The organism is Halorussus caseinilyticus (assembly GCF_029338395.1).
In the GTDB taxonomy this organism is placed as follows: domain Archaea; phylum Halobacteriota; class Halobacteria; order Halobacteriales; family Haladaptataceae; genus Halorussus; species Halorussus caseinilyticus.
In genome coordinates this window covers 2,345,163-2,371,130 of record NZ_CP119809.1, presented here as the reverse complement: position 1 = coordinate 2,371,130, position 25,968 = coordinate 2,345,163, and the positions used below count along the sequence as shown (strand labels likewise).

Here is a 25,968-nt window from a genome sequence, read left to right as displayed (position 1 = left end):
CCCCCACGGCCGGAACCAAAGCGGCATCCTTTTAAGACCCAAGCCGGTACGATTCGCTACAGTCTAGTGAGCGGGCGTCGAAGCGTCACGGTATGACCTTCAGCGTACTCGTTCCGTCATCCCTCGTCCGGGAAGCCGAAGACAAGCGCGAGGCGACTCGAAAAATCGGTTACGTCGCTCGCGCGGCGACGGTGTTCCGGGCCGACCGCATCGGGGTCTTTCCCGACCCCGACGGCGAGCGGAGATGGGGTGGCGGGTTCGTAAGCACCGTGTTGGAGTACGCCGCGACGCCGCCCTACCTCCGAAAGGAGGTATTCGGCAAGCGGGACGAACTGGAGTACGCGGGCGTCCTACCGCCGCTCCGCGCCCCCTCACTGACCGGCTCCGAATCCGAGGGTTCGGGGTCGTTAAGACAGGGAATCGTGACCGAGGTCGGACCTGAAGGGCGCGTTCGGGTCAATTGCGGACTGCAACACCCGATTTCGCTCGTCGTGCCGCCAGAAATGGAGGTCGGCGAGGGGAAGCGCGTAACCGTCAGGATCTCTTCGCGAAGTCCGGTCCGTGCGAAACTCGTAGACGAACCCCTCTCGGGTTTGTCGGTGACGCGCACGGACCTTCCGGCGGCCCTCGACCGCGACGACGCGGGCGTTCGAATCGCAACGTCCCGCCACGGGGTCGAGTTGACCACCCGGCGGTTGACCGAACTGGTCGGCCGGACCGAACGCGACGGCATGACCGTCGCGTTCGGTTCACCGGGTCGAGGCCTGCCGGAGATGCTCGACCTCCCCATCGACTCGCTGGCCGATACGTGGCCAGTCGGGGAGGACGAGGCGGACGCGGAGTCCGGAGTCGAATCGGGCGCACCCGGCCGGTTTGACCTCTGGCTGAACGCGGTTCCGAACCAAGGTAGCGAGGTCGTGCGAACCGAAGAAGCGATGTTCGCCGCACTCGGCTGCCTGAACCTCAAAGAGAAGTGATACGATGCCAGAAACAAGCAGACCACGCAAAGGTTCGCTAGGGTTTGGCCCCCGCACGCGCGCGACCAGCGAGGTTCCGCGCTTCAACTCGTGGCCCGAAGGAGACGGCAATCCGTCTCTCCAAGGCTTCGCGGGTTACAAGGCCGGTATGACCCACGTGGTAATGGTGAACGACGAATCCAACTCCCCGCGAGAAGGGATGGAGGAGACCGTTCCCGTTACTATCGTGGAGACGCCGCCGATGCGGGCGGTCGCTCTGCGAGCCTACGAAGATACGCCGTACGGCAAGAAGCCGCTGACGGAAGTGTGGGGCGACGACTTCCACGACGACCTCTCGCGCACGCTCGACGTGCCGGAGGACTACGATGTCGATGCCGCCGAAGACGAACTGCGCGAAGCAGTCTCGAACGGCGATGTCGCCGACCTTCGCGTCGTCACCCACACCGTTCCGGACGAAATCCCCAGCGTTCCCAAGAAGAAGCCCGACGTGATGGAGACTCGCGTCGGTGGCGGGTCGCTCGGCGACCGCGTCGATTTCGCGCTGGACCTCCTCGCTGACGGCGGGGAACACGCCATGAACGACGTGTTCCGCGCAGGCGAGTACACGGACATCAGCGGCGTCACGAAAGGTAAAGGCACGCAGGGTCCCGTCAAGCGATGGGGCGTCCAGAAGCGGAAGGGCAAGCACGCCCGGCAGGGATGGCGACGACGGATTGGCAACCTCGGTCCGTGGAACCCATCCCGCGTCCGCTCGACGGTGCCCCAGCAGGGCCAGACCGGATACCACCAGCGTACCGAACTCAACAAGCGCCTCGTCGACATCGGCGACGGCGACGACATCAACGTGGACGGCGGCTTCGTCAACTACGGCGAAGTCGACGGCCAGTACGCGTTGGTCAAGGGTTCGGTCCCCGGTCCGGACAAGCGTCTCCTGCGTTTCCGCCCGGCCATCCGGCCGAAAGACCAGCCGCGCCTCGACCCCGAGGTACGGTACGTAAGCACCGAATCGAATCAGGGATAAACTATGCAGGCAACTATCCGCAACCTCGACGGCGAGGAAGACGGTTCCGTGGACCTGCCGGACGTGTTCGACAAGACTGTCCGGCCGGACCTCATCAAGCGAGCCGTTCTCGCCGCGCAGGCAAACCGAAAGCAGGACTACGGTGCCGACGACTACGCCGGGATGCGAACCTCGGCGGAGTCGCCCGGTAGCGGTCGCGGGATGGCTCACGTCCCCCGGACGAACGGGCAGGGCGCACGAGTGCCCCAGACCGTCGGGGGTCGCAAGGCCCACCCGCCGAAAGAAGAGAAAGACCGGACGCTCGACATCAACACGAAGGAGCGAAAGAAGGCAATCCGAAGCGCAGTCGCGGCGACTGCCGACGCCGACCTCGTGGCCGAGCGCGGCCACCGCTTCGACGAGGACCTCGACCTACCGCTCGTCGTGAGCGACGACTTCGAGGACCTCGTGAAGACCAAGGAGGTCGTCTCCTTCCTCGAATCGGTCGGCTTGGACGCCGACATCGAGCGTGCCGAGGAGAACAAGACGGTTCGTGCCGGGAAGGGTACGACTCGTGGTCGCAAGTACAAGACGCCGAAGTCCGTGCTGTTCGTGACCAGCGAGGAACCCTCGAAGGCCGCCCGCAACCTCGCGGGTGCCGACGTTGCGACCGCACGAGAGGTCAACGCCGAGGACCTCGCGCCCGGTACCCACGCTGGCCGACTCACCGTCTGGACCGAGAGCGCAGTCGAGGAGGTGGCCGACCGATGAGCGTCATCGAGTACCCGTGGGTCACCGAGAAGGCGATGAACGAGATGGACTTCCAGAACAAGCTCCAGTTCATCGTGGACCTCGACGCCGAGAAGCCGGAAATCCGCGACGAAATCGAAGACCAGTACGAGGTCACCATCGAGAAGATAAACACGCAGGTCACCATGAACGGTGACAAGAAAGCGACGGTGACTCTCTCGGAGGACGACGACGCGCAAGAAGTCGCCTCCCGAATCGGGGTGTTCTGACACATGGGACGACGAATCCAAGGACAGCGACGTGGCCGCGGGACGCCGACGTTCCGCGCCCCCTCGCACCAGTACAAGGCGGACCTCACGCACAAAAAGCCCGAAGAGGTCGATACCGTCTCCGGAACGGTCGTGGACATCGAACACGACCCCGCACGGAGCGCGCCGGTCGCCGCCGTCGAGTTCGAGGACGGCGACCAGCGACTCATCCTCGTGCCCGAAGGCGTCGGCGTCGGCGAGACCATCCAAATCGGCGTCAGCGCCGAAATCAAGGAGGGCAACACGCTTCCGCTCGCCGAGATTCCGGAAGGAGTCCCGGTGTGTAACGTCGAGCGACAACCCGGCGACGGCGGTAAGTTCGCTCGCGCCTCCGGCGTGAGCGCCAACCTCGTCACGCACGACCGCGACGCCGCAGTCGTGGAACTGCCCAGCGGCGAGGTCAAGCGCCTCTCGCCCGACTGTCGGGCGACCATCGGCGTGGTCGCAGGCGGCGGCCGAACCGAGAAGCCGATGGTGAAGGCGGGCAACAAGTACCACAAGATGAAAGCGCGCGGCACCAAGTGGCCGAACGTTCGCGGCGTGGCGATGAACGCCGTAGACCATCCGTTCGGCGGCGGTGGCCGCCAGCACCCCGGCAAGCCCAAGTCCGTCTCGCGGAACGCTCCGCCGGGCCGGAAGGTCGGGGACATCTCGTCCCGGCGCACGGGACGGGGAGGTAACTGACCATGAGCGAAGGCGAATACCGAACCGGCCGTGACGGTGAGTTCACCTACCGCGGCTACGACCTCGACGAGTTGCAGGACATGAGTCTGGACGAAGTTGCAGAACTGCTTCCCGCACGACAGCGGCGAACCATCGAGCGCGGTCTGTCCGCCGAGCAGGAGAAACTGCTCGAAGAGGCTGGCGAAGCCACCGAGGAAGGGTCGGCCAACGACCCCATCCGGACGCACCTGCGAAACATGCCGATTCTCCCCGAGTTCGTCGGCAAGACGTTCGCGGTGTACAACGGCCAGAGCTTCGACCGCGTGCGGGTCGAACCGGAGATGCTGGGGCACTACCTCGGCGAGTTCCAGTTGACCCGCAAGTCGGTCGAACACGGACAGGCCGGTATCGGCGCGACCCGCTCCTCGAAGTTCGTGCCACTCAAGTGATACCATGGGAATCAGTTACAGCGTCGAGACCGACCCGGACACCACCGCCAAGGGGATGCTCCGGGAGCGGCACATGAGCCACAAGCACAGCAAAGCCATCGCCCGCGAAATCAAGGGCATGACCGCTGACGAGGCACGCGAGTACCTCCAGCAGGTCATCGACGGTGAGCGGTCGGTGCCGTTCAAGCAGCACAACAGCGGCGTCGGCCACCGAAGCGACATCGACGGCTGGGACGCCGGTCGCTACCCCGAGAAGGCTAGCGAGGCCTTCCTCGACCTCATCACGAACGTCGTCAACAACGCCGACCAGCAGGGCTTTGACGGCGAGACGATGGAGATTATGCACGTCGCCGCCCACAAAATCGGCGAGGTGCAGGGCCGGAAACCCCGCGCGATGGGACGCGCCAGCGCGTGGAACACGCCCGAAGTAGACGTAGAACTCGTACTCAAAGAGGTGCAAGAATAATGGCAGACGAACAAGAGTTCATTCACGACGGGCTTCAGCGGTCCCAAATCGACGAATTCTTCGCCGACGAACTCGGCCGCGCGGGATACGGTGGCATGGAAGTCGCCAAGACCCCGATGGGCACTCAAATCGTGCTCAAGGCCGAGAAGCCCGGTATGGTCATCGGCAAGGGCGGGAAGAACATCCGGAAGATTACCACGCAACTCGAAGAGCGGTTCGACCTCGAAGACCCGCAAATCGACGTGCAGGAAGTGGACGAACCGGACCTCAACGCCCGCATCGTCGCCGACCGACTCGCCAACGCACTCGAACGCGGTTGGTACTTCCGGAAAGCCGGTCACACCACCATCGACCGCATCATGGACGCCGGTGCCCTCGGTGCCGAAATCGTCCTCTCCGGGAAGGTCACCGGTGCGCGCTCGCGCGTCGAGAAGTTCAACCGCGGGTACATCAAGCACAACGGCGAACCCGCCGAGGACATCGTAGACCACGGCCAAGGGGTCGCGGTCCTCAAACTCGGCACCATCGGCGTGGACGTGAAAATCATCCCGCCGGGAGCCAACCTCCCCGACGACTTCGAAATCGAAGAGGGCGCGAGTCCCGAGGAAATCGTCCCCGAGGCAGTCGAGGCCAACGAACAGGCTGGCGTCGAGGAACTCCTCGAAGAGCCGACCGACGAGGAACTCGAAGAACTCCGCGACGACGAGGAGGCGGGCGAGGAGCCTGCCGAAGTCGGCGAGGAAGAACTCGACGAGGAAGTCGTCGAAGAGGTCATCGAGGACGAGTCGAGCGACGAGTCGGCTGAGGAAGCCGAGGAGTCGGTCGAAGAGGAACTCGACGAACTCGAAGAAGAGGTCGAACAGGAAGCCGAAGACCTCATGGACGAGATGGAAGACGAGGAGAGTGAGGAATAATGGCAATCCTTCACACCGAGGAAATCCGCGACATGACGCCCGCAGAGCGCGAGTCGGAACTGGAAGACCTCGAAACCGAACTCCTCAACGCGAAGGCCGTGAAAGCCGCCGGTGGCGCACCGGAGGACCCCGGCCGATTCAAGGAACTTCGCCGGACCATCGCGCGAATCAAGACGGTTCAGCGCGAGGAAGGCGACCTCGAAGACACAGACGAAGAATAACCGAACCATGCCACTCACACCCGAGACGCTGACGCGACACGAACTCAACGGACTCCCCGTCCGCGTCGTAGACGCGCCGAACCCGGACCTCGTGGGAATCGAGGGCCGGGTCGTCGCCGAGACGCAGGGGACGTTGAGCGTCGCGTCCGCCGACCGGGTGCGGCAGGTGCCAAAGCAGGGCTCGACATTCGAGTTCGCGCTCACAGATGAATCCGCCGGGGTCGAGAAGGCTCCGGGGACCGCGTTCAAACGTGGGTCGGAAACTGCCGGAGTCCGCTCCGGTCAGTCTGGTCCATGCGAGAGCGTGGCCTACGTTACGGTGGATGGCGCGCGGTTGCTCTCACGACCCGCATTGCGCACCGAGAAGGCAGGTGACTCTAAATGGCAATAGGACTGAACGTATCAGAGCCGGAGGGAACCTGCTCCGACGAGAACTGTCCGTTCCACGGAAGCCTTTCCGTGCGCGGCCAGACCCTCGAAGGAGAGGTTGCCTCCACCGACATGGACAAGACCGTAATCGTCGAGCGAGAGTACGACGTTCCGGTTCCGAAGTACGACCGATACATGAAGCGTCGGTCGCGCGTTCCGGCACACGCGCCGGACTGTCTGGAACTGGAAGTCGGCGACACGGTTCGTATCGCAGAGACCCGACCGCTTTCGAAAACGAAGAGCCACGTCGTCGTCGAGCAGTTCGAGACGACGCGGAGCTTCGGCGCGGGCGGAACCGAACAACAAGACGAAACGGAGGGCGAAGAGTAATGGAAGCGCTCAAAGCCGACGTGACGCAGGGACTCTCGAAGGGGTCGCTGCTGACGTGTGCCGACAACACCGGCGCGCGTGAACTCAAGGTCATCAGCGTTTCCGGCTACTCGGGTACCAAGAGCCGACACCCCAAAGCGGGCATCGGCGACAAAGTGACCGTCTCGGTCACGAAGGGTACCCCCGAGATGCGACGGCAGGTGCTGGAAGCGGTCATCGTCCGCCAGCGCAAGTCTATCCGTCGTCCCGACGGTACCCGCGTCAAGTTCGAAGACAACGCGGCCGTCATCATCGACGACGTGGAGGAACCGCGCGGGACCGAAATCAAGGGTCCCATCGCGCGGGAAGTCGCAGAGCGGTTCGGAAGCATCGCAAGCACCGCTACGATGATAGTATGACTAAGCAACCACGCAAACAGCGAAACCAGACCGAGCACGCCTCGCTCCACGAGCGACACGAGCACGTCAAGGCGACGCTCGCCGACGACCTCCGCGAGGAGTTCGACGCCCGTAGCGTCCGCGTCAACGCGGGCGACACTGTCGAGGTCATGCGCGGGGACTTCGCCGGAGAGGAAGGCGAAGTTATCAAAGTGGACCTGCGCGATGCCGTCGTCCACGTCGAGGACGTGACCCTCGAGAAGGCCGACGGCGAAGAGGTCCCGCGACCGCTCGACGCGAGCAACCTCCGCGTGACCGACCTCGACCTCGAAGACGACCGGCGCGAGGCGCGCCTCCGAGGTGAGAACGAATGACCAAGCATCAGAAACGACTCTCAGTTCCGAAGTCCTGGCCGGTCGAACGTAAGACCGAAACCTTCACCGTGAAGGCCGACTCCGGCCCGCACGGAGAGGACGGCGTTCCCCTGCTCATCCTGCTACGGGACGTGCTGGGCTACGTCCAGTCCCGGAAGGAAGCACGGTACGCGCTCGACCAAGGGAACGTGCTGGTCAACGGCGACGACAGCGTCGCCGAGGACCGGCCCATCGGGATGTTCGACATCGTTGCGTTCATCGAGCGAGAAGAGTACTACCGCGTCTTCCCCGACGAGGGCGGTCGGCTCGCGCTGACCCCCATCGACGCGGACGCCGCCGGTAGCAAACTCGGCAAAATCGAGGACAAGACGAAGGTCGCTGGCGACCAGACCCAGCTCAACCTCCACGACGGGCAGAACCTGCTCGTCGAGGACGCGAGCGAGTACAGCGCCGGTGACTCCATCGTCATCGACAACGACGACAGCGAAGTCGTCGCTCACTTCCCCTACGAGGAAGGCAGTCTCGTGACCGCCGTTCGCGGCGCGCACGCTGGCGAAATCGGCGAAGTCACCGAGATTCAGGTGACGCCCGGTAGCGGCTCGAACAACGTCGTCGTGGAACTCCTCGACGAGGACGGAACCTTCGAGACGGTCGAAGAGTACGTCGTCGTCATCGACGAGAACTTCGTCGGAGGTGACGACGAATGAGTGAAGCGGAAGCCGAATTCCACGACATGCGAGAGCCGACCGTCGAGAAAGTCGTCGTCCACATGGGCGTCGGCGAAGGCGGCCGCGAACTCGCGGACGCCGAGGAGATTCTCGAAGACGTGACCGGCCAGCAGAGCGTGCGGACGCTGGCCAACTCCACGAAACCCGAGTTCGGCATCCGTCAGGGCGACCCCATCGGCGCGAAGGTCACCCTGCGCGACGAGGAAGCCGAGGAGTTCCTCCAGAAGGCGCTGCCGCTGTCGGACGTGTCTGCCAAGCAGTTCGACGAGACGGGGAACTTCAGCTTCGGCGTCGAGGAACACACCGAGTTCCCGAGTCAGGAGTACGACCCGAACGTCGGCATCTACGGTCTCGACGTGACGGTCAACCTCGTCCGACCGGGCTACCGAATCAGCAAGCGCGACAAGGTGACTCGCTCGGTGCCGTCGGGTCACAAACTGACCGTCGAGGACGCCATCGCGTACCTCGAATCCAACTTCGACGTGGAGGTCAACGAATGAGTGAAAGCGAAACCGACTCCGAGGCGACCGGAGAACACGCGGCCAAGCGCACCGGCCAAATCGAAGAGTGCCAGCGCTGCGGTCGGAAACAGGGTCTCGTCGGAAAGTACGACATCTACCTGTGTCGACAGTGTTTCCGCGAAATCGCCCGGAGCATGGGCTTCAAGAAGTATCGATAATCATGGCAGGAAACGATCCGCTGGCCAACGCGCTTTCCGGCATCGACAACGCCGAAGGCGTGGGTCACCTCGACCACACGGTACAGCCCGCCTCGAACGAAATCGGCAGCGTACTCGAGGTCTTCTACGACCGCGGGTACATCGACGGCTTCGAGTTCGTCGACGACGGTAAAGCCGGGCAGTTCGAGGTCGAACTGAAAGGCGCGATAAACGAGTGCGGTTCGGTCAAGCCCCGCTATTCGGCGGGCGCAGACGAGTTCGAGAAGTGGGAGAAGCGATTCCTCCCCGCCCGTGACTACGGGGCGCTCGTCGTCACGACCAGCCGCGGCGTCATGAGCCACTACGAGGCCCGCGAACAGGGCGTCGGTGGCCAAGTCATCGCGTACGTCTACTAACAATGGCACGAAGCAAACTGGAAATTCCCGACGACGTGACCGCCGAGAAAGACCACCTCGAACTCACCGTCGAGGGGCCGGAGGGGTCCGTTACGCGACGCCTCTGGTACCCGGACGTGTCGGTCGAAGTGGACGACGACGGCGTGGTCATCGAGAGCGAGACCGAGGACGCCAAGACCAACGCGACCGTGGGCACCTTCGAGAGCCACGTTCGCAACATGTTCCACGGCGTGACCGAGGGCTGGGAGTACACCATGGAGGTGTTCTACTCCCACTTCCCGATGCAAGTCCGCGCCGAGAACGGCGAGGTCGTCATCGAGAACTTCCTCGGAGAGAAGGCCCCGCGACGAACGAACATTCACGGTGACACGACCGTCGAAGTGGACGACGAGGTACTCCACCTTCGCGGGCCGAGCATCGAGGACGTGGGCCAGACGGCCGCGGACATCGAGCAGTTGACCCGCGTGCAGGACAAGGACACCCGCGTCTTCCAAGACGGCGTTTACATCACCGAGAAGCCCCAGACCGGAGGTGTCTAACGAATGGCAGACGACGAACCCGAAACACTCGAAGACGTAAGCGGAGTCGGCCCGAGCAAGGCCGAGGCGCTCCGCGACGCGGGCTTCTCGTCCGTAGAGGACGTGAAGGCCGCGACTCAGGACGAACTCGCCGAGGTCGAAGGCATCGGGAACGCCCTCGCCGCCCGTATCAAGGCGGACGTTGGCGGTCTCGAAGTCGAAGAGGAGACCGAGGCCGAAATCGAAGAAGAAGAGCCCGAAGAGGCGGCGGAAGCCGAGGGCGAGGAAGTCGAAACCGAACTCCAGCCCCGCGGTCTGGTCGACAAGACCCCCGACCTCAGCGAGCGCGAGGAGGAACTCCTCACGCAACGCAAGCGCGTCGGCAAGCCGCAGTTCAACCGGCAGGACTACCACAAGAAAAAGCGCACGCCGACCTCGTGGCGACGCCCGCGCGGAAAGCTGTCCAAACAGCGCCGCGGCGTCAAGGGCAAAGGCCCGACGGTCGAAGCCGGATTCCGAACCCCGACCGAAGTGCGCGGCAAGCACCCCAGCGGCTTCGAGGAAGTCCGCGTCCACAACACCGACGACCTCGAAGGCGTCGACGGCGACACGGAAGCGGTCCGCATCGCCTCGAAAGTCGGTGCCCGCAAGCGCGAGCGCATCGAGGAACAGGCCGAAGAGAACGGCATTCGCGTCCTGAACCCGACCTACGTCGAAGTGGAGGTCGAAGAATGACTGACCTGAACGCACAGAAGCGACTCGCCGCCGACGTTCTCGACGTGGGCGAGAACCGCGTCTGGTTCGACCCCGACGCCCAAGGTGCCATCGCGGAGGCGATTACCCGTGAGGACATCCGTGAACTGGTCGAGGACGGCTCCATCACCGCCAAGGACAAGAAGGGCAACTCGCGCGGTCGGGCGCGCAAGCGCAAGGAAAAGCGCGACTACGGTCATCAGACCGGCGCCGGTACCCGGAAGGGTAAGTCCGGCGGTCGCCAGCAGCGGAAAGAACAGTGGCAGCAGACGATTCGCGCGCAGCGAACGAAGCTCCGAGAACTCCGAGCCGAAGGCGAAATCACGCAGTCTCAGTACCGAGACCTGTACGACAAAGCCAAGGGCGGGGAGTTCCGTAGCGTCCAGTACCTGCTCAACTACATCGAGAGTAACTACTAACAATGGCAACAGGACCACGATATACGGTGCCGATGCGCCGTCGCCGCGAGGTCCGGACTGACTACCATCAGAGGTTGCGCCTGCTGAAATCGGGCAAGCCCCGGCTTGTCGCTCGTAAGAGCAACAAGCACGTCAGGGCGCAGCTGGTCACGATGGGTCCCGACGGCGACGAGACGGTAACGAGTGCGTACTCCGGCGACCTCGAAGACTACGGCTGGGAAGCCCCCACGGGCAACCTCCCCAGCGCGTACCTGACGGGGCTTCTCGCTGGCAAGCGAGCGCTCGAAGCCGGAGTCGAGGAAGCGGTCCTCGACATCGGTCTCAACACCGCGACACCCGGTGGCAAAGTATTCGCAGTACAGGAAGGCGCTATCGACGCAGGGCTCGACATCCCTCACAACGACAGCGTGCTGGCCGACTGGCCGCGCAATCGCGGCGAACACATCGCCGAGTACGCCGAGCAGTTGGACGAACCGCTGTACAGCGGGGATTTCGACGCCACAGAACTACCCGAGCACTTCGACGAAGTGCGCGAGAACCTCATGGAGGACTAACGTATGTGTGCAAACCACGACGGCTGGGAACCCCAGACCCGTCTCGGCCGCAAAGTCGCCGAGGGCGACATCGACACGATGGAGGAAGCCCTCAACTCCGGTCTCCCGCTGAAGGAGTCGGAACTGGTCGACCAGCTTCTGCCGGGACTGGAGGACGAAGTGCTGGACATCAACATGGTCCAGCGCATGACCGACTCCGGTCGCCGCGTGAAGTTCCGCTGCGTCGTCGCCATCGGCAACCGCGACGGTTACGTCGGCTACGCCGAAGGCCGCGACGACCAAGTTGGCGGCGCGATTCAGAAGGCCATCGACATCGCTAAACTCAACCTGATTCAGGTCAACCGCGGCGCGGGGTCGTGGGAGGACCGAAGCGAACGACCCCACTCGCTCGCTCGCCGGACGAAAGGCAAGGCAGGGAGCGTCGAGGTCGAACTGATTCCGGCACCGACCGGACTCGGACTCGCCGCGACCGACACCGTCCGCAAGATTCTGGAACTGGGCGGCGTCGAGAACGCCTGGACCAAGAGCCACGGCAACACCCGGACCACGCTCAACCTCGCCAAGGCGACCTACAACGCCTTGGAGAACGCCGCGGAGTCCCGCGGTCCGCGAGGTCGGACCGACTACAGCGAGGAGGTGGCCGAGTAATGAAGGCGGTCGTCCAGATTCGCGGTGAGGTAGACATGAACGGGGCCACGCAGGACACGCTGGAGATGCTGAACCTCCACCGCGTGAACCACTGCGCGCTCGTCCCGGACACCGACTCCTACCGCGGGATGATTACCAAGGTCAACGACTACACCGCGTACGGCGAACCGAGCCAAGACGTGCTGGAGACGGTGCTAGAAAAGCGGGCCGACCCCCTCGAAGGCGACGCCGACGTAGACGACGAGTGGGTCTCGGAGAACACCGACTACGACGACGTGAGCGACCTCGCGTCGGCGCTGTTGGACGACGAGACGACCCTGCGCGAGCAGGGTCTCGCTCCGGTCCTCCGTCTTCACCCGCCGCGCGGCGGTCACGACGGACTCAAGCACCCCACCAAGGAAGGTGGCCAACTCGGAAAGCACGACACCGAGGAAATCGATTCGCTCCTGAAGGCGATGCGATAACCATGACGGACAAGAAACGACGACAACGCGGCTCCCGCACGCACGGCGGCGGTAGTCACAAGAACCGGCGCGGTGCCGGTCACCGCGGCGGACGCGGACGCGCGGGTCGCGCCAAACACGAGTTCCACAACTACGAACCGCTCGGCAAACACGGCTTCTCCCGACCGGAGAAGGTCAAAGACGAGGTTCTGACCGTCACGGTCCAGAAACTCGACGAGGACGCGGCACTGCTGGCCGCCGACGGCGACGCCGAGGAGACCGACTACGGCTACCGTCTCGACGCCCGCGACGTGGTTGACGACGGTTGGGACGCCGACGCCGTGAAGGTTCTCGGCGACGGCCAAGTCCGCAACCAACTCGAAGTGACGGCCGACGCCTTCTCCGCGAGTGCGGTCGAACTCATCGAGGAGGAAGGCGGCGACGCAGTGCTGAGTGACCGCGCCGAGGAAGCCGAAGACGAAGCGTCGGACGACGAAGAGTAACTGCGGGTCTCCGTTTTCCCGTCTTCTCGCGTTCTCGATAGACGTTATCGCGGAAGATTTATAGCGTTAAGCAACACCGTTAATGACGGACGGTTATTATAGTCCGTTTCACACAGTCAGTCTGCAATGGAAACCTTCGAAGATTTCGTAGAACGTCTCCGGGAGATAGAGCAGATGGGTTACGTCGAAACTCACCGAGCGGGGAACACGGGAATCGGGAAAACGTTGGAAGACCTTCTCGGCATCGAAGAGAACAACGTTCCTGGACCGGACGCAGTTGGTGTCGAACTCAAGTCTACTCGCCGCCACTCGAACAACCTCACAACGCTGTTTACGAAAGAGCCTCCGCGAGGTGAGCGCGACCTTTGGAATCAGGACCTCGTTCGGAAACTAGGATACGAAGACAGCAAAGAACGGCAGGCCCTGAAAGTGACTATCGAGCCGGACACTCCGAACAGTCAGGGGTTTCTCCTCTCGTACGACGAAAGCTCAGTAGCGGTGTCTCACGAAAACTACGGAGCCTGTGCTACCTATCCGCTGGATTTCCTCCAAGAGACCTTCGAGGGGAAGATGCCGGAGTTGGTGATGGTAATGGCCGACACGAAGAAAGTAGATGGTCGAGAACACTTCCACTACGACGAAGCCTACCATCTCGATGGGTTCGACGGAGACCATTTCCTCCAACTGATGCGAGACGGGGTGATTACGTTGGACCTGCGGATGCACATAAAGGACAACGGAAATATCCGTAACCGGGGGACTGCGTGGCGGATTTTAGATGACAGCCGCCTCGACGAGGCATTTGCAGAGCGAACGTCGCTACTCTGAGGGCGAGCGCGTAACGACGATATTCTCGTTCGCCATCAGGTCGCCTTTCGTTCCTTCGATGTTCTCGGGAGCGTTTTCCCACGGAAGCGTTTTCGTCGGGATTTCTCGCGGAAGCGTAACTTCGTGTTCGTACCCGAGATGTTGACAGAGTTCCTGCGTGATGAGGTGAGTGGGGATGTTGACCCGACTCATCGTTCGATTTGCGACGACCCACGCGGCCGGTTGACCGGGTTTCAAAATCTTCGCTACTTCCTTCATCACTTCGTAGTAGTCTCGGACGAAGTTCATCGCGTCCTCGGCACGTCCGCCTTTCTCTCGGAGGGCGTCCAGAGTCGCACCGAACGAGGGCGACCAGTTTTCGAGGTCGGCTATCGGTTTGAGGTCGCTGTTCGGTCCGCCAAGACCGTTCTTATCAACGTCTTTCATTTCGTCGTATCCGTACTCACCTGCGACGATGGCAGGGTCTTGTGAGAACTGGCCGTACGCGACCGTCGTGCGGTGGTCTCCGTAGGGTGGTGACGTAATCACAATATCTGCGCTGTCCTTCTCAACGGCAGAGTCGTTCGACGTGGCAGTCCGAGAGTCGGCGTAATGAACTACGGTAGAGAGAGAGTGGTCGGCTCTCGCACTGTACTTTCGCATCTTCCGGACGTTTTTGTTGAGTTCGGACTGGAAAAGGTCGAAGACGTTCGGGTCGTGTTCGTCTCGTTTCTCTTCCGGAAGCCGGTACCGCTTGTACTCCCCGTTCCGCTGATAACTTACTTTACGGACGATGCTAGACAGAGAAACTCGCAAGAGGCGGCCGATTCCTTCGCCGTACTCCGCCTCGATACCGTCGATTCGCCGCCGAACGTGCCAGAGTTCCTGTTGCTGTGGCTCTGGGAACCACCCGTCTCGAACCGCGAGTTCGTCTAGTTCGAGCGTTCCGTCCTCGTAGGCGCTCCGCACTTCCCGGAGTTCTTCGGCGAGACCGTCGAGCAACTCCCGACGGGCGGTCTCAACTTCTTCCCGGGGGAGCGGGATTGACTTAGCGAACGTGAGGAGACAAGCGAGAGGATTAACGTCGTTCGCTTCCGCGTTCAAGCCGTGAAGCCGCCCTTCTACTGCTGTAGTACCGCTTCCGCTAAAAGGGTCGTAAACGGTGTCGCCCTCCGAGAGTACCCCTTTCGACTTGTAGTAGTCGAACAACGTACGCGGAATCTGGGGAATCATCCGCGCAGGATAGGAGTGTAGTCCGTGTGTCAAATACTGCGTGTCTGCCCCTTCGAAAGTCCAGTCGATATCTTTGAGGTCGGCGATTTTGCCGGAGGGCGCATCGAGCGTGGTTTGGCGGGTATACTCTGCCATTATTCGGTTGAAGCGACCTGGGATACCCAGCGTGGTAGTTTTTTCGTACTTTTCCTCGATTCGGACGCTTCAGTCTTCCGTATCATCAGTAAAGACGGGTTCTCCGTAATCGTACTTAAAGTTTGTTTTGTTAATTAACGTCATTAAGTAGCGGGGTTGATTAACGGCTACCGAAATCAACGAGACATGGGCGACCTTCGACTGAACGACGCGGACAAGGCGATTTTACGACATCTTCGAGACGGGCGAGTGACCGCTGTTTTTCTGGATAGGCGAACTGAATGGTCGAGGGAATATCTCACTCAGCGGCTACGACGGTTAGAGGAACACGGTATCGTGGAAAACTTGGCGGACACGGGACTGTACGAACTACGGGACGACCCTACCGACTCTACTTGAGTTCCGTCGCCGACCGTCGTTAGCTACTACTTTTGCTGGCAGGAGCGTCGTGCGTCCGAGCAACGAGTTGTGGACAGCTTTGCCTATCATAAACAAATATTTTACTATCTCTTAGAATTGTTCTTCTATGTGTAAGCGACGCCGCGCCCGACTCCCGTCGAAAGCAGTGCGGGGACTGCAACACTTATAACTCCGGCTCACCATCACCAGATATGACCTACGATACCGTCGTCTTCGACAACGACGGTGTCCTCGTCGGTCGAACGAGCTTCGACGTTCTCAGGGACGCGACCCTTCGGACGTTCGAGAAGTTCGACGTGACCGACCCGGACCCCGACCACGTAGACGACATGACTGTTGGGGCGACTCCCAGTCGCGTCGGCGAAATCTGTGCCGAGTACGACCTCACGCCGACGACGTTCTGGAAGGCCCTCGACAGCACCTCTTCGCGCGCCCAGCAGATGGAGGCCCGCGAGGGGCGCAAGACGCCCTACGACGACATCCACACCCTGACGGACTTAGACGCCACGATGGGTATCGTCTCCTCGAACCAGCAGGAGACGGTGGATTTCCTGCTCGACCACTTCGAGGTGTCCCACATGTTCGACACCGCCTACGGCCGCGAGGCGACCATCGAGAGCCTCGACCGGCGAAAGCCCAACTCCCACTACATCGACCGGGCGCTGGCGGACCTCGACGCGGACTCGGCGCTGTTCGTCGGCGACAACGAGTCCGACATCAGGGCCGCCGAGAACGCCGGTATCGACTCGGCGTTCATCCGCCGACCCCACCGAACGGACTGGGAACTCAACGTCTGGCCCACGTGGGAAATCGAGTGTCTGGACGACCTCCACAGAGTCTGTAGCGCCTAAGCGAGCGTCCGGGACCGCGGTTCTGTGTTCGACGCGCAGACGCGGGCGATTCGGCGCGCGCAGTCCTGCGCGCGCCGAATCGCCTCCTTAGAAGCGGTAGCCGTGTCACCGAGCGGCCGCTATTCGACCGACTCCGGCGGGCGCGGACAGTCGTACGTCTCCCGAAGGGTGTCGGCGAACTGGCCGCCCTTCCGGAGCGCAATCGTGACGACGACGAACTGCTCGTTTGCGGGTCGGAGGACGAACACCTCCCGCGGGGCCGACCCCTGCTGGTCGTTCACCCTGTCAACCAGCGGTTCGACCGGACGGGTGCCGTCGCGGAACGCCTCGAACGTGCCGCCCACGCCGTCGTCGGCGAACACGTAGAGGACGCCGTTGACCTCGTTGTCGGTGTTGCGAGTGACGCGACTGTTCATGCCGTCGCCCGCGGCGCGCGCGTCGGCCCACGTCTCCCGTGCCGCCTCGAACACTGGTTCGATGCCGTCGGCGAAGGCGTACAGCGTCGGCCGGGCCACCGACACCGACCGGACCGTCGGGTCGGCAGACGACCAGTCGAGGTCGGCGTCCACGAGATAGCCCGGCCGGAGGTCCTCGACCGACGTGTCGTGGCCCTCCGCGGCGGTGACGACCGGTTCGTACGTCTCCCGGTCGAGGAGTCGGAGGCGTCCGCGCTCGGGGACGGCCAGCACGCGGTAGCGCTTCTCGTCGGGGGTCCGGTCCTCGCCGGTGGTTCGGTCGGCGTCCTCGGTCCGGTCGTCTGTGGTCCCTCTCTCTGTCGTTCCGTCGCGCGTCGTCCCGTCGTCCGAGGTCCAGATGTCGTCGTTCATGGACGCGGGTAGGGTGGGCGGGCGGGAAAAGGGCACGCATCGGCGCGCTCTCGGCGGACGGCGCGGCGGGAGTTCGCCTGCCGACTGATGGCGAGTCGGCCGAAGCGCCCGCGGTTCCGGGTCGGTTCGTGCCATTTTCTCACACCCACACCGGGGTCCAAAGCGAAGCACATACAAGCCCCCGTCCGATGTATTGCGATATATGAGTTGGAAAGAAGCGGCAGAACCAGTACTTACGCGGATGCCCTCCGTGCGACGGCCGGAGGGCCACGTTCCGTTCAAGCGAAAGCTTGGGTGGACCGCGGGCGTGTTGGTTCTGTATTTCTTCCTCACGAACGTCTACCTGTACGGGGTCAACATCGGAGGCGCTGACGCCTTCGGCCAGTTCCGCTCGATTCTGGCGGGCGGGCAAGGGACAGTCCTCCAACTTGGTATCGGTCCGATAGTCACCGCGAGCATCGTCCTCCAGTTGCTCGGCGGTGCGGACCTGTTGGGACTCGACACCGACGACCCCCGCGACCAGGTGCTGTATCAGGGCCTCCAGAAGCTACTGGTGGTCGTGATGATATTCCTGACCGGCCTGCCGATGGTGTTCGCCGGTGGCTTCCTGCAGGTGGACCCGCAGGTCGCCCAGAATCTCGGCATCGGGTCGATGGGCGTCAAGTGGCTAATCTTCGGCCAAATCGCGGTCGGCGGCATCCTCGTCCTCTTCATGGACGAGATTATCAGCAAGTGGGGCGTCGGGAGCGGTATCGGGCTGTTCATCATCGCCGGTGTCAGCCAGAAGCTGCTGGGCGGCCTGTTCGCGTGGCCGAGCCTGCCGGGACAGACGGGTCTCATCCCGACGTGGATAGGCCTGATTACCGGGAGCGCCGAGAACGTGCCCTCGCTGCTCACCAGCGACGGTATCCAGTACCTGTTCCTCGGTGACGGGGACATCATCGCGTTGCTCACGACGGTCCTCATCTTCGGCATCGTCGTGTACGCCGAGAGCGTCCGGGTCGAGATTCCGCTGAGTCACGCCCGCGTGAAGGGCGCTCGCGGCCGCTTCCCGGTGAAGCTCATCTACGCCAGCGTCCTGCCGATGATTCTCGTCCGGGCGCTACAGGCCAACCTCCAGTTCCTCGGGCGCATCCTCTACAGCCAACTCGGTGCGAGCGGGATGCCCAACTGGTTGGGGACCTACGGTCAGGCAGGCAACCCGACCGGCGGGTTGTTCTACTACCTCGCGCCGATTCAGGCCCCCGGCCAGTGGATGTGGTGGACCGGTACGGTCGCTCAAGAGCCGTGGCAGGTCATCGTCCGGGTCCTCATCGACCTCACGTTCATGGTCGTCGGCGGAGCCATCTTCGCCATCTTCTGGGTCGAGACGACCGACATGGGTCCGGAAGCGACCGCAAAGCAGATTCAGAACTCCGGAATGCAGATTCCCGGCTTCCGCCAGAACACGGGCGTCATCGAGAAGGTGATGGAGCGCTACATCCCGCAAGTCACCGTCATCGGCGGCGCGCTGGTCGGCCTGCTGGCCGTGCTCGCGAACATGCTCGGAACCATCGGCGGCGTCTCCGGTACGGGTCTGCTGCTGACGGTCTCCATCACGTACAAGCTCTACGAGGAAATCGCCGAAGAGCAACTGATGGAGATGCACCCGATGATGCGCGACATGTTCGGATAATCCCGACGAACTACCGTTCGCACTGTTTTTCTCACTCGTCACTGATTCGCTCGGTACTCGAACGTCGAGCTATCGCCACAACGAGTCCGACCGCTAGCGGCGGGGACCTTCTTTGCGCTCGCTCGCGTCACTGGACGCGTGACCGAGTTCGAACTCATCGTTCTCGGCGGGGGAACCGGCAACGTCGTCGCGTCGGCCGCGGCCGAAGAGGGACTCGATGTTGCGCTGGTAGAGCGCGACCGACTCGGAGGGACCTGCCTCAATCGGGGCTGTAACCCCTCGAAGAAGCTAATTCACCGGGCGGACGTGGCCCAGACCGTCCGTCAGGCCGGGTCGCTCGGCGTCGAAGCCAGCGTCGAAGACATCGCGTTCGCCGACATCGTGGACGACGTGAACGCCAAAATCTCCGCGGAGGCCGAAGCGAAGGCTGAGACCGCCCGCGAGAGCGACCGCATCACGTTCTACCAGACGGAAGGCCGGTTCGTCGGCGAGCGAACCGTCGAGGTGGAGACGGGAGACGCCGGAGACGAGAGCGAGGAACTCACCGCAGAGAGAATCGTCCTCGCGGGCGGGTCGCGGCCACGGATTCCCGAGGCCATCGACGGCACCGACGAGGTGTCGTTCCTGACGAGCGCCGAGGCCCTCCGACTCCGCGAGCGCCCGGACAGACTCGTAATCGTGGGCGGCGGATACATCGCGGTCGAGATGGGCCACTTTTTCGGCGCGATGGGTGCAGAGGTCGCCATCGTCGGCCGGAGCGACCTGTTGGTGGACCGCGAGGACCGCGAGGTGGCCGAGTTCCTGACCGACGCCTACGCCGAGCGGTACGACCTCTACACAGGCTACGGCGCGACCGAACTCGCGGAGGCGGACGGGGAAGTAGATGGAAAAGCGGACGGCGGGAAAGTCGTCCGCGCGGAGTCCGACGACGGCGACGAAATCGACGTTCGCGGCGACGAGATACTGCTGGCGACCGGTCGCAGACCCAACTCCGACGCGTGGAACGTCGGGGCCGCGGGCATCGGCACCGACGAGAAGGGGTTCGTGGAGACCGACCGGTTCCTCGAAACGTCGGCCGACGGCGTGTGGGCCATCGGCGACATCGCGGGCAACTACATGTTCAAGCACTCGGGCGACAAGGAGGCCGAGTACGCGGTCCGGAACGCGGTCCGCGGCGAGCGCGCGTCGGTCGAGTATCCCGGCATGGCTTACGCCGTCTTCGGGTCGCCGCAGGTCGGGAGTCTCGGGAAGACCGAGGGCGAGGTGGACCGCGACGAGTACGACGTTGGCACCTTCGCGTACGACGAGACCGCGCTCGGGACCGCGCTCGCCGAGGATGGCTTCGCCAAGGCTATCGCGGCCCCGGACGGCGAGATACTCGGCTTCCACGTCGTCGGCCCCCACGCCTCGATGCTGGTCCACGAGGTGTCCACCGCAGTCGCCGCGGGAGGGGATGCCGACCGCCTCGCGGAGACCATCCACGTCCATCCGGCGCTCTCAGAGGTCGTACAGGGCGCGTTCCGGGAGTGTCGGGGCCACCCGCCGACGGGAATCTGAGTCGCGGTCGGAGAGACCGAGAACAGCTCAAATCCGATACAGTCGCGTCGTCCAGAACTCCCGGAAGGCGTCGTCCAAGGCCTCTTTCGGTTTGCCGGTGGCGTCCACCGGCCGGGTCGCGTCGGCCCGACTCTCGAACTCCCCGAGGAGCGTGCGCTGGCCGACGACGAACAGGCGGTCCGGGCCGTCCCCGGCGAGGACCTCCGCGATGGCGTCCTCGCACTGCTCCAGATGCTCGTCGATTTGGGCGTCGCGTCGGCGCTCGAACCGGCCCTGCGAGAACCCGCCTTTCGAGTGGTCGGACTTCACGTCGCTCTCGAACCCCTCGAACTCCCGGCGCTCGCGGCCCTCGTAGGTGCCGAGCGCGAACACGTCCGAGCGGACCAGCGCCAGCGCGAACTCGCCGGTCGGCAGGAACCACTGGCGGTCGATGCGGAAACCGTCGGCCCACGTTGCGAAGGGGTCGGGTGCGACGGGGGGAACGAGCGCGGCGCTCACGAGACCTGCGTCGTCCGTGACCGCGAGGCAAGGCGCGGCCCGGCCGACCAGCGCGGCGTGGTCGCCGAACGCGGCTTCGACTTCGCCGGGGAGGTCGGCGTCCCCGTCGCCCACCATCGCGGTCAGCGCGCCCTCGCGGTCGGTCCCGACGGATTCGAGGCGAGCGAGGACTTCGGCGAGTCGGTCGCCGCGAACCGTCTCGACGCTCCGGAAGTCGAGGTTCTCGTCGTCTGTTTCGGTCCGCTCCACGCGGTCTTCCAACTCGGCGATGCGGTCTTCGAGCCGGTTGACCCGCTCTTCGGCGGCTTGGCGGGCGGTCGCGGCCTCGGAACGGCGTTCCTCCTCGGCCTCTATCCGGCGTTCGAGGTGGCGTTTCTCCTCTTGGAGGTCGGCGATGCGCTCTTTCAACTCCGCGCGCCCGAGCAACTCGTCGAGCATTCGGCGTGAACCGCGGCCGGAGGCGTCTTGTACTTTCCGTTCGAGGGCGTCTGGCCGGTCGTGTTCGCTCTCCACCGCGACGGCGACCCGCGGAAACTGCGAGCGAGAGCGCCCGGCAAACCTCCGTCCGCTCGCGGACCGCCGCCGGACACCTCTGCAACCCTTTCAGCAAGAGATATAATTGGAAAAAAATTGTAGAGAAATGTGAGAGCAAGAGATACGCGTGCTTCGGCGACGCTCGTCGCCGACACACGCGGCGAGCGCCGACCGGGCGAATCTATATAGATTATGGTGTCAAATATATACTTCCTGCGCTACGCTTAAGGTCGTGAGTCGGCTACCCGCGACTACGCAATGACTACCGAGGGAAGCGCAGTCTACCGGCGGCGAGACGCCACGACGACGGCAGACGACGCCGAAACACCCGAAATTCGCGCCCGCAGAGGACCCGCTACGCTGGCCCGGTTCGCGCGTCCGCGGGCCGACACTCGGACGACGCTCGCCGTCGTCTCCGACCCGCACCTTTCGACCGACAAGGAGGGAACGTGGAAGGTCTTTCACCGGACCGAGGACCGACTTCGGGCCGCCATCGCCGACGCCAACGACCGCGGCGTGGACGGCGTGGTGTTCGCTGGCGACTTGACCGAGGACGGCAGACCCGAGGACTTCGACGGCGCGGCCGACGTGCTGGCGGACTTGGACGCGCCGTTCGTCGCGGTGCCGGGCAACCACGACGTGCCCAAGGCGTTCGACGACCACGACACCCCGCCCGTCGCCGAGTTCGCCGACCGCTTCGCGCCCGGCGAGTTCCCCTTCCGGACGCAGTTCGGCGGCGTGGACGTGTTGGGACTGAACTCCGCGTCCGCGCCCGGCGGCGAACTCGACGCCACCCACGACGGCGCGATTTCCGACGACCAACTCTCGTGGCTCGAATCCACCCTGCCCGAGACCGACGCCGCGCTGGTCGTGAGCCACCACAACCTGCCGGGTCTCGACGCCGCCGTCGGCGCGGACGGCTACGCGCCCCACCCGCCGGTCGGGGACGCGCCCGCGTTCGTGGACGCGCTAGCGGGCCACGACGCCCTCCACCTCTCGGGTCACGTTCACCTGCCCGCCGCAATCACCGGCGACGTTCGGGGACTCGTCTGCCCCGCGCTCTCGTCGTTCCCGCAGGCCTACACCCTCGCGGAGGTCGGTCCCGAGGGGACTACCCTCCGGATGGTGCCCGTGGCCGACACCGAGGGCGTCGAGGAGGCCCACCACCTCGCCCGGACCCACTCCGACCGGAGCGGGGACATCGCCGCGATGGTCGAAGACCAGCTTTCGGACCTGCCGCTGGTGGACGAGCGATGAGCCAGTGGTGCGTGCGTATGAGTCGGCGCGCCCGCGGCGCGAGCGCGCCGCGGACGCGCACGCGGTTGGGGGCACGAGCGGTCGAACGGGCGCGCACGAGCGATGCGCAGGCGGGCCTGCGCGCGACGGTCCGCGGTCTAGTCTGACTCGACTGTCGGTAGCCGGACGATAAAAGAGTCGGCGGACATCGTGGTCGGCGATTCGCCCGCTCAGATGGCGTCCGAGGCGTGGAAGCGGTCCACCGACCACCCGGTGACGCCGTTGTTGTACTCTATCTTCCACCACGTGTAGCCGTCTTCGGTGACGTAGCCGTCCTGCACGTAGCCGACTTCGCCGACCGGATTGGTGTGGACGACGTTGTCGCCGATTGCGGGTTCGCTCCGGACGTTGACGCTCGCGGTGGTGACGACGCCCTCGCCGATACTGAACCGCGCGCCGAGCGTCGTGCCCTGCACGTAGTTCATGTAGGTGCCCCAGTCCCACGTCGAACCGGGGTCGGTGTGGCTGTTGTAGCCGCAGTCGTTGGGGTCGGGAACCTGATGGTGGCCGATGATGCCGCCGATGCCGTCGTAGGGGTTACACGGCGCGACGCCCGACGGTCGGGTCAGCGGGATGTTGCACTTGTCGGCGAGGTACCGGACGACTTTCGCCGACGAGCGGTAGAGCGCGTCGGTGAAGGTGGTCTGGTCGGTGTACCCCTCGTGTTCGAAGCCCAGCGACGTGTCGTTGTAGCCGCCGTTGCCCGCGTGCCACCCGATGTCGCCGCGGTTGAGCATCTTCGTGATTTCGGCGTTGCTGTCGTTCTCGATGACGTAGTGTGTGCTGACGTTCGCGTCGGGGTCCTTGAACCAGCTAATCGTCCCCTCGTAACTGCCCTCCGTGACGTGGATGATAATCCACCGCATCTCGGAAGGGCTCCGACTCGCCTCGGTGTAGTTGCTCGGGTCCGCGGGTTCCCAGCGCATGTTCGGCTGGGACGAGTACGCGCTCGCGGAGTTCGATGCGCCAATCAGGGCACCCGTCGCCGCCGTCGAACCGGCGAGCTTCAGGAACCGTCGTCGTGACTGAACCATTGCACGCTCTAGAATTAACTCTAAATTAAAATAATTTTTGAAGGAATACTTATACACACGTTCTCACCCGGTCCGACAGACGCCGAGTGGCGCAGTCGCTACGCGGTAGCGACTGCGCGAGGAGTGAAGACGGCCCGAGAACGGAAGGGAAACGTCTACGCGAGGGGACCACAGAACCGAAAAATCGAGGGGAGAACTCTCCGCCCGTCAGTCAGCGGCGACGGGCGTTCGACACTCGTTTCCCGCCATCTCCACCACATCGTCGAAGAATCCGAGCGTGTCGTGCGGGCCGGGGTTCGCCTCGGGGTGGTACTGGCGAGTCAGGACTCGCAGGTCGTCGCTCTCCAGTCCTTCGGGCGTGTCGTCGTTGACGTTGACCTGCGTGACTTCGAGGTCTCCGGGGTCGGCGACCGTGTAGCCGTGGTTCTGGGTGGTCATGACCACCTTGTCGGTCCGGAGGTCCCGAACCGGTTGGTTGACCCCGCGGTGGCCGAAGTCCATCTTCTCGGTCGTGCCCCCGAGCGCACGCGCGACGATTTGCTGGCCGAGGCAGATGCCCGCCAAGGGGACTTCCCCGACGAACTCCTCGACGAGCGACTGGGCGGCTTCGAAGTTCGCAGGGTCGCCGGGACCGTTCGAGAGGAAGAGTACGTCGGGGTCCAAGTCGGCGACTTCCTCGGGCGTCACGTCGTAGGGCAGGACGTGGACCGTCGCGTCGCGTTCGAGCAGTGACTCGGTGATGCTCCCCTTCGCGCCGCAGTCCACGAGCGCAACGTCGGGTCCGTCGCCGCCCTCGTAGGTCTTGCGCCGGGAGACGCTGACCTGCGCGCCGATGTCCGTGTGGTCGCTCATGCCCGGACAGTCCGCCAGCGCGTCCTTGGCCTTCTCGGGCGAGGCGTCGGGACCGGCCGAGATGCCGCACTTCATCGCGCCGCCCTCTCGAATCTGGCCCACGAGGTCGCGGGTGTCGAGGCGGTCCACCGCGGGAACGTCCTCGGATTCGAGCCATTCGGCCACGTCGTCGGTGAGTTCCCGCGCGACGACCGCGCGCGGGTGAACGCGGTCGTCCTCGAATCGCTCGCGCCGGACTCCGTAGTTACCGATGAGCGGGTACGAGAACGTCAGGACCTGTTCCTCGTAGGACGGGTCCGTCAGGCTCTCTTCGTAGCCCGTGTACGCAGTAGTGAATACCAGTTCCCCGTGGGACGTGCCCGGAGCGCGACAGCGAGCCTCCACGACGCTGCCCCCCTCCAGTGCGACGTATGCGGCCGACATTACGAGATTCATACGAAACGACGGGTCATAAACCTTGCTTTCGTAGCGAGATTACGAATTTCGTAATCATCAAGTGCCGTGCCAGTCTACTCACACATCTCGATGGACGAACTGGACCGCGAAATCCTGAGCATCTTGCGCCGAGACGCCCGAAAACCGTACACCGAAATCGCCGAGACGGTCGGCACCTCGGAGGGAACCGTCCGCAACCGCGTCGAGCGAATGACCGACGAGGGAGTCATCGAACGCTTCACCGTCGCCACTCGGACCGGCAACGTGAAGGCGATGATAGAACTCGACGTGGCGGTGGACGTGAACACCTCGGACCTCGGCGAGCGAGTCGCCGACTGGGAACAGGTGGACTTCGTGTGGCAGGTCTCGGGCGAGGAGGACATCGTGCTGGTCGTGGACGCGGCGGATACCCAAAGCGTGAACCAACTGATTACGAGAGCGCGCGAGTTGGAGGAAGTCGTGAACACCAAGACCCGACTGATTCTGGACGAGAAACTCGGGTAGCGATTCGTTTTAGGCGTTTATATATGTGTTTAAGACGCGTATGTATTGCTTAGGGACATCTGTAGATTGTTCTCGGCGAGGGGTTCGGTTTACGGGCGTCTTCGGTCGGCGAACGTCTTCGGTCGGCGAACCGGCGACGGGACGGACGCAGGGAAAAGGAGAGCTAGCTACTCCTTGAGCCAATCAAAACCGCCCCGCACGGCACCGCAACCGCGGACCACGCCCTCCCCAACCGATTGCGTTCCTCGCTCCCTGCGGTCGCTGTGGTACTCATCCACCGTCGGAAGCGAGTTCCGACGAGCCATCGGTCGCTCGTTCGCGGTTGCACCGCTCTCGGTCGCGGCGCAGAGCGCCGCGCACCGCTCCCGATGACCTCGCGCAGATGGGCGCGGCGCTTGTGCGCCGCGCCCGC

36 protein-coding genes are annotated in these 25,968 nt (G+C 63.8%); 31 read left to right on the top strand and 5 right to left on the bottom strand.

Annotation, left to right across the window (positions count from 1 at the left end; translation table 11 throughout):
• Window positions 1-92: 92 nt before the first annotated feature.
• From P2T60_RS11965 to P2T60_RS11845, 25 genes are all read left to right on the top strand, one after another.
• Window positions 93-977, top strand: a complete 885-nt coding sequence (locus P2T60_RS11965; protein WP_276279478.1) for an RNA methyltransferase — start codon at window positions 93-95, stop codon at window positions 975-977.
• Window positions 978-981: 4 nt separating this feature from the next.
• Complete coding sequence (gene rpl3p / locus P2T60_RS11960) at window positions 982-1,998, top strand: 50S ribosomal protein L3 (RefSeq protein WP_276279477.1); 1,017 nt, start codon at window positions 982-984, stop codon at window positions 1,996-1,998.
• 3 nt (window positions 1,999-2,001) lie between these two features.
• Window positions 2,002-2,748, top strand: coding sequence for a 50S ribosomal protein L4 (gene rpl4p / locus P2T60_RS11955; protein ID WP_276279476.1), 747 nt, complete (start codon window positions 2,002-2,004; stop codon window positions 2,746-2,748).
• A complete protein-coding gene (locus tag P2T60_RS11950) occupies window positions 2,745-2,996 on the top strand; it encodes a 50S ribosomal protein L23 (RefSeq protein ID WP_276279475.1) in 252 nt (83 codons plus the stop codon). Before rpl4p ends, P2T60_RS11950 begins: the two co-directional genes overlap by 4 nt.
• A 3-nt stretch (window positions 2,997-2,999) precedes the next feature.
• Complete coding sequence (locus P2T60_RS11945; protein ID WP_276279474.1) at window positions 3,000-3,719, top strand: 50S ribosomal protein L2; 720 nt, start codon at window positions 3,000-3,002, stop codon at window positions 3,717-3,719.
• Window positions 3,720-3,721: 2 nt separating this feature from the next.
• A complete protein-coding gene (locus tag P2T60_RS11940; RefSeq protein ID WP_276279473.1) occupies window positions 3,722-4,147 on the top strand; it encodes a 30S ribosomal protein S19 in 426 nt (141 codons plus the stop codon).
• A 4-nt stretch (window positions 4,148-4,151) separates the two neighbouring features.
• Window positions 4,152-4,613: a 50S ribosomal protein L22 gene (locus P2T60_RS11935; protein WP_276279472.1), complete on the top strand. Its 462-nt coding sequence runs from the start codon at window positions 4,152-4,154 to the stop codon at window positions 4,611-4,613.
• Window positions 4,613-5,527, top strand: a complete 915-nt coding sequence (locus tag P2T60_RS11930; protein WP_276279471.1) for a 30S ribosomal protein S3 — start codon at window positions 4,613-4,615, stop codon at window positions 5,525-5,527. Before P2T60_RS11935 ends, P2T60_RS11930 begins: the two co-directional genes overlap by 1 nt.
• Window positions 5,527-5,748: a 50S ribosomal protein L29 gene (gene rpmC / locus P2T60_RS11925; RefSeq protein ID WP_276279470.1), complete on the top strand. Its 222-nt coding sequence runs from the start codon at window positions 5,527-5,529 to the stop codon at window positions 5,746-5,748. The genes P2T60_RS11930 and rpmC overlap by 1 nt, the downstream gene beginning before the upstream one ends.
• Before the next feature lie 7 nt (window positions 5,749-5,755).
• Window positions 5,756-6,139, top strand: a complete 384-nt coding sequence (locus P2T60_RS11920; RefSeq protein WP_276279469.1) for a ribonuclease P protein component 1 — start codon at window positions 5,756-5,758, stop codon at window positions 6,137-6,139.
• Entirely contained in the window at window positions 6,130-6,507 is a 378-nt protein-coding gene (locus P2T60_RS11915; protein ID WP_276279468.1) for a 30S ribosomal protein S17, read from the top strand. The genes P2T60_RS11920 and P2T60_RS11915 overlap by 10 nt, the downstream gene beginning before the upstream one ends.
• Window positions 6,507-6,905, top strand: a complete 399-nt coding sequence (locus P2T60_RS11910; protein ID WP_276279467.1) for a 50S ribosomal protein L14 — start codon at window positions 6,507-6,509, stop codon at window positions 6,903-6,905. The genes P2T60_RS11915 and P2T60_RS11910 overlap by 1 nt, the downstream gene beginning before the upstream one ends.
• Window positions 6,902-7,258 carry a 50S ribosomal protein L24 gene (rplX, locus tag P2T60_RS11905; protein ID WP_276279466.1) on the top strand — a complete coding sequence of 119 codons (357 nt, stop codon included), beginning with the start codon at window positions 6,902-6,904 and terminating at the stop codon, window positions 7,256-7,258. The genes P2T60_RS11910 and rplX overlap by 4 nt, the downstream gene beginning before the upstream one ends.
• Window positions 7,255-7,965, top strand: a complete 711-nt coding sequence (locus P2T60_RS11900; protein ID WP_276279465.1) for a 30S ribosomal protein S4e — start codon at window positions 7,255-7,257, stop codon at window positions 7,963-7,965. The genes rplX and P2T60_RS11900 overlap by 4 nt, the downstream gene beginning before the upstream one ends.
• Complete coding sequence (locus tag P2T60_RS11895; protein WP_276279464.1) at window positions 7,962-8,486, top strand: 50S ribosomal protein L5; 525 nt, start codon at window positions 7,962-7,964, stop codon at window positions 8,484-8,486. Before P2T60_RS11900 ends, P2T60_RS11895 begins: the two co-directional genes overlap by 4 nt.
• Window positions 8,483-8,665: a 30S ribosomal protein S14 gene (locus P2T60_RS11890; protein ID WP_276279463.1), complete on the top strand. Its 183-nt coding sequence runs from the start codon at window positions 8,483-8,485 to the stop codon at window positions 8,663-8,665. The genes P2T60_RS11895 and P2T60_RS11890 overlap by 4 nt, the downstream gene beginning before the upstream one ends.
• Window positions 8,666-8,667: 2 nt before the next feature.
• Window positions 8,668-9,060 (top strand): 30S ribosomal protein S8, encoded by a 393-nt coding sequence (locus P2T60_RS11885; protein WP_276279462.1) that lies wholly within the window; start codon window positions 8,668-8,670, stop codon window positions 9,058-9,060.
• Between the two features lie 2 nt (window positions 9,061-9,062).
• A complete protein-coding gene (locus P2T60_RS11880; RefSeq protein ID WP_276279461.1) occupies window positions 9,063-9,599 on the top strand; it encodes a 50S ribosomal protein L6 in 537 nt (178 codons plus the stop codon).
• A gap of 3 nt (window positions 9,600-9,602) precedes the next feature.
• Entirely contained in the window at window positions 9,603-10,313 is a 711-nt protein-coding gene (locus P2T60_RS11875) for a 50S ribosomal protein L32e (RefSeq protein ID WP_276279460.1), read from the top strand.
• Complete coding sequence (locus P2T60_RS11870; RefSeq protein ID WP_276279459.1) at window positions 10,310-10,750, top strand: 50S ribosomal protein L19e; 441 nt, start codon at window positions 10,310-10,312, stop codon at window positions 10,748-10,750. The genes P2T60_RS11875 and P2T60_RS11870 overlap by 4 nt, the downstream gene beginning before the upstream one ends.
• Window positions 10,751-10,752: 2 nt before the next feature.
• Window positions 10,753-11,304, top strand: a complete 552-nt coding sequence (locus tag P2T60_RS11865; protein ID WP_276279458.1) for a 50S ribosomal protein L18 — start codon at window positions 10,753-10,755, stop codon at window positions 11,302-11,304.
• Between the two features lie 3 nt (window positions 11,305-11,307).
• Window positions 11,308-11,952, top strand: a complete 645-nt coding sequence (locus P2T60_RS11860) for a 30S ribosomal protein S5 (protein WP_276279457.1) — start codon at window positions 11,308-11,310, stop codon at window positions 11,950-11,952.
• Complete coding sequence (gene rpmD / locus P2T60_RS11855) at window positions 11,952-12,416, top strand: 50S ribosomal protein L30 (protein WP_276279456.1); 465 nt, start codon at window positions 11,952-11,954, stop codon at window positions 12,414-12,416. The genes P2T60_RS11860 and rpmD overlap by 1 nt, the downstream gene beginning before the upstream one ends.
• 2 nt (window positions 12,417-12,418) lie before the next feature.
• Window positions 12,419-12,898, top strand: a complete 480-nt coding sequence (locus P2T60_RS11850) for an uL15m family ribosomal protein (protein ID WP_276279455.1) — start codon at window positions 12,419-12,421, stop codon at window positions 12,896-12,898.
• A gap of 126 nt (window positions 12,899-13,024) precedes the next feature.
• Entirely contained in the window at window positions 13,025-13,726 is a 702-nt protein-coding gene (locus tag P2T60_RS11845; protein ID WP_276279454.1) for an MvaI/BcnI family restriction endonuclease, read from the top strand.
• Here the strand turns inward: P2T60_RS11845 and P2T60_RS11840 are convergent.
• Window positions 13,718-15,073: a TRM11 family methyltransferase gene (locus P2T60_RS11840; RefSeq protein WP_276279453.1), complete on the bottom strand. Its 1,356-nt coding sequence runs from the start codon at window positions 15,071-15,073 to the stop codon at window positions 13,718-13,720. The genes P2T60_RS11845 and P2T60_RS11840 overlap by 9 nt on opposite strands.
• A gap of 611 nt (window positions 15,074-15,684) precedes the next feature.
• On the opposite strand from P2T60_RS11840, the gene P2T60_RS11835 reads away from it, so the two are divergent.
• Window positions 15,685-16,344, top strand: a complete 660-nt coding sequence (locus tag P2T60_RS11835; protein WP_276279452.1) for an HAD family hydrolase — start codon at window positions 15,685-15,687, stop codon at window positions 16,342-16,344.
• Window positions 16,345-16,463: 119 nt separating this feature from the next.
• Here P2T60_RS11835 and P2T60_RS11830 read toward each other — a convergent pair whose 3' ends face one another.
• A complete protein-coding gene (locus tag P2T60_RS11830; protein ID WP_276279451.1) occupies window positions 16,464-17,171 on the bottom strand; it encodes a DUF6663 family protein in 708 nt (235 codons plus the stop codon).
• A 202-nt stretch (window positions 17,172-17,373) separates the two neighbouring features.
• Here P2T60_RS11830 and secY point away from each other — a divergent pair, with 202 nt between their 5' ends.
• The gene (secY, locus tag P2T60_RS11825) at window positions 17,374-18,846 is read left to right on the top strand and encodes a preprotein translocase subunit SecY (protein ID WP_276279450.1); all 1,473 of its coding nucleotides are present in this window, start codon (window positions 17,374-17,376) and stop codon (window positions 18,844-18,846) included.
• 138 nt (window positions 18,847-18,984) lie between these two features.
• Window positions 18,985-20,403: a dihydrolipoyl dehydrogenase family protein gene (locus P2T60_RS11820; RefSeq protein ID WP_276279449.1), complete on the top strand. Its 1,419-nt coding sequence runs from the start codon at window positions 18,985-18,987 to the stop codon at window positions 20,401-20,403.
• 27 nt (window positions 20,404-20,430) lie between these two features.
• On the opposite strand, the gene P2T60_RS11815 is transcribed toward P2T60_RS11820, so the two are convergent.
• Window positions 20,431-21,339, bottom strand: a complete 909-nt coding sequence (locus tag P2T60_RS11815) for a Vms1/Ankzf1 family peptidyl-tRNA hydrolase (RefSeq protein ID WP_276279448.1) — start codon at window positions 21,337-21,339, stop codon at window positions 20,431-20,433.
• 354 nt (window positions 21,340-21,693) lie between these two features.
• On the opposite strand from P2T60_RS11815, the gene P2T60_RS11810 reads away from it, so the two are divergent.
• Together P2T60_RS11810 and P2T60_RS11805 are read left to right on the top strand one after the other, a co-directional pair.
• A complete protein-coding gene (locus P2T60_RS11810) occupies window positions 21,694-22,692 on the top strand; it encodes a metallophosphoesterase family protein (RefSeq protein WP_276279447.1) in 999 nt (332 codons plus the stop codon).
• Complete coding sequence (locus tag P2T60_RS11805; RefSeq protein WP_276279446.1) at window positions 22,689-22,838, top strand: hypothetical protein; 150 nt, start codon at window positions 22,689-22,691, stop codon at window positions 22,836-22,838. The genes P2T60_RS11810 and P2T60_RS11805 overlap by 4 nt, the downstream gene beginning before the upstream one ends.
• Before the next feature lie 63 nt (window positions 22,839-22,901).
• On the opposite strand, the gene P2T60_RS11800 is transcribed toward P2T60_RS11805, so the two are convergent.
• Together P2T60_RS11800 and carA are read right to left on the bottom strand one after the other, a co-directional pair.
• Window positions 22,902-23,765, bottom strand: coding sequence for an N-acetylmuramoyl-L-alanine amidase (locus tag P2T60_RS11800; protein ID WP_276279445.1), 864 nt, complete (start codon window positions 23,763-23,765; stop codon window positions 22,902-22,904).
• A 207-nt stretch (window positions 23,766-23,972) separates the two neighbouring features.
• Entirely contained in the window at window positions 23,973-25,040 is a 1,068-nt protein-coding gene (carA, locus tag P2T60_RS11795; RefSeq protein WP_276279444.1) for a glutamine-hydrolyzing carbamoyl-phosphate synthase small subunit, read from the bottom strand.
• Between the two features lie 102 nt (window positions 25,041-25,142).
• Here carA and P2T60_RS11790 point away from each other — a divergent pair, with 102 nt between their 5' ends.
• On the top strand, window positions 25,143-25,556 hold the full coding sequence (locus P2T60_RS11790) for an Lrp/AsnC family transcriptional regulator (RefSeq protein ID WP_276282203.1): 414 nt from the start codon (window positions 25,143-25,145) through the stop codon (window positions 25,554-25,556).
• Window positions 25,557-25,968 lie beyond the last annotated feature (412 nt).

Coding starts and splice junctions, on each gene's coding strand:
- rpl4p (WP_276279476.1), top strand. CDS start 2,002: ATGCAGGCAACTATCCGCAACCTCGACGGCGAGGAAGACGGTTCCGTG.
- P2T60_RS11815 (WP_276279448.1), bottom strand. CDS start 21,339: ATGCTCGACGAGTTGCTCGGGCGCGCGGAGTTGAAAGAGCGCATCGCC.
- P2T60_RS11860 (WP_276279457.1), top strand. CDS start 11,308: ATGTGTGCAAACCACGACGGCTGGGAACCCCAGACCCGTCTCGGCCGC.
- carA (WP_276279444.1), bottom strand. CDS start 25,040: ATGTCGGCCGCATACGTCGCACTGGAGGGGGGCAGCGTCGTGGAGGCT.
- P2T60_RS11880 (WP_276279461.1), top strand. CDS start 9,063: ATGGCACGAAGCAAACTGGAAATTCCCGACGACGTGACCGCCGAGAAA.
- P2T60_RS11840 (WP_276279453.1), bottom strand. CDS start 15,073: ATGGCAGAGTATACCCGCCAAACCACGCTCGATGCGCCCTCCGGCAAA.
- P2T60_RS11940 (WP_276279473.1), top strand. CDS start 3,722: ATGAGCGAAGGCGAATACCGAACCGGCCGTGACGGTGAGTTCACCTAC.
- P2T60_RS11865 (WP_276279458.1), top strand. CDS start 10,753: ATGGCAACAGGACCACGATATACGGTGCCGATGCGCCGTCGCCGCGAG.
- rplX (WP_276279466.1), top strand. CDS start 6,902: ATGACTAAGCAACCACGCAAACAGCGAAACCAGACCGAGCACGCCTCG.
- P2T60_RS11800 (WP_276279445.1), bottom strand. CDS start 23,765: ATGGTTCAGTCACGACGACGGTTCCTGAAGCTCGCCGGTTCGACGGCG.
- P2T60_RS11830 (WP_276279451.1), bottom strand. CDS start 17,171: ATGAACGACGACATCTGGACCTCGGACGACGGGACGACGCGCGACGGA.
- P2T60_RS11850 (WP_276279455.1), top strand. CDS start 12,419: ATGACGGACAAGAAACGACGACAACGCGGCTCCCGCACGCACGGCGGC.
- P2T60_RS11930 (WP_276279471.1), top strand. CDS start 4,613: ATGGCAGACGAACAAGAGTTCATTCACGACGGGCTTCAGCGGTCCCAA.
- secY (WP_276279450.1), top strand. CDS start 17,374: ATGAGTTGGAAAGAAGCGGCAGAACCAGTACTTACGCGGATGCCCTCC.
- P2T60_RS11875 (WP_276279460.1), top strand. CDS start 9,603: ATGGCAGACGACGAACCCGAAACACTCGAAGACGTAAGCGGAGTCGGC.
- P2T60_RS11965 (WP_276279478.1), top strand. CDS start 93: ATGACCTTCAGCGTACTCGTTCCGTCATCCCTCGTCCGGGAAGCCGAA.
- P2T60_RS11945 (WP_276279474.1), top strand. CDS start 3,000: ATGGGACGACGAATCCAAGGACAGCGACGTGGCCGCGGGACGCCGACG.
- P2T60_RS11910 (WP_276279467.1), top strand. CDS start 6,507: ATGGAAGCGCTCAAAGCCGACGTGACGCAGGGACTCTCGAAGGGGTCG.
- P2T60_RS11950 (WP_276279475.1), top strand. CDS start 2,745: ATGAGCGTCATCGAGTACCCGTGGGTCACCGAGAAGGCGATGAACGAG.
- P2T60_RS11885 (WP_276279462.1), top strand. CDS start 8,668: ATGGCAGGAAACGATCCGCTGGCCAACGCGCTTTCCGGCATCGACAAC.
- rpmC (WP_276279470.1), top strand. CDS start 5,527: ATGGCAATCCTTCACACCGAGGAAATCCGCGACATGACGCCCGCAGAG.
- rpmD (WP_276279456.1), top strand. CDS start 11,952: ATGAAGGCGGTCGTCCAGATTCGCGGTGAGGTAGACATGAACGGGGCC.
- P2T60_RS11920 (WP_276279469.1), top strand. CDS start 5,756: ATGCCACTCACACCCGAGACGCTGACGCGACACGAACTCAACGGACTC.
- P2T60_RS11895 (WP_276279464.1), top strand. CDS start 7,962: ATGAGTGAAGCGGAAGCCGAATTCCACGACATGCGAGAGCCGACCGTC.
- P2T60_RS11790 (WP_276282203.1), top strand. CDS start 25,143: ATGGACGAACTGGACCGCGAAATCCTGAGCATCTTGCGCCGAGACGCC.
- P2T60_RS11845 (WP_276279454.1), top strand. CDS start 13,025: ATGGAAACCTTCGAAGATTTCGTAGAACGTCTCCGGGAGATAGAGCAG.
- P2T60_RS11810 (WP_276279447.1), top strand. CDS start 21,694: ATGACTACCGAGGGAAGCGCAGTCTACCGGCGGCGAGACGCCACGACG.
- P2T60_RS11900 (WP_276279465.1), top strand. CDS start 7,255: ATGACCAAGCATCAGAAACGACTCTCAGTTCCGAAGTCCTGGCCGGTC.
- P2T60_RS11890 (WP_276279463.1), top strand. CDS start 8,483: ATGAGTGAAAGCGAAACCGACTCCGAGGCGACCGGAGAACACGCGGCC.
- P2T60_RS11935 (WP_276279472.1), top strand. CDS start 4,152: ATGGGAATCAGTTACAGCGTCGAGACCGACCCGGACACCACCGCCAAG.
- rpl3p (WP_276279477.1), top strand. CDS start 982: ATGCCAGAAACAAGCAGACCACGCAAAGGTTCGCTAGGGTTTGGCCCC.
- P2T60_RS11870 (WP_276279459.1), top strand. CDS start 10,310: ATGACTGACCTGAACGCACAGAAGCGACTCGCCGCCGACGTTCTCGAC.
- P2T60_RS11805 (WP_276279446.1), top strand. CDS start 22,689: ATGAGCCAGTGGTGCGTGCGTATGAGTCGGCGCGCCCGCGGCGCGAGC.
- P2T60_RS11915 (WP_276279468.1), top strand. CDS start 6,130: ATGGCAATAGGACTGAACGTATCAGAGCCGGAGGGAACCTGCTCCGAC.
- P2T60_RS11835 (WP_276279452.1), top strand. CDS start 15,685: ATGACCTACGATACCGTCGTCTTCGACAACGACGGTGTCCTCGTCGGT.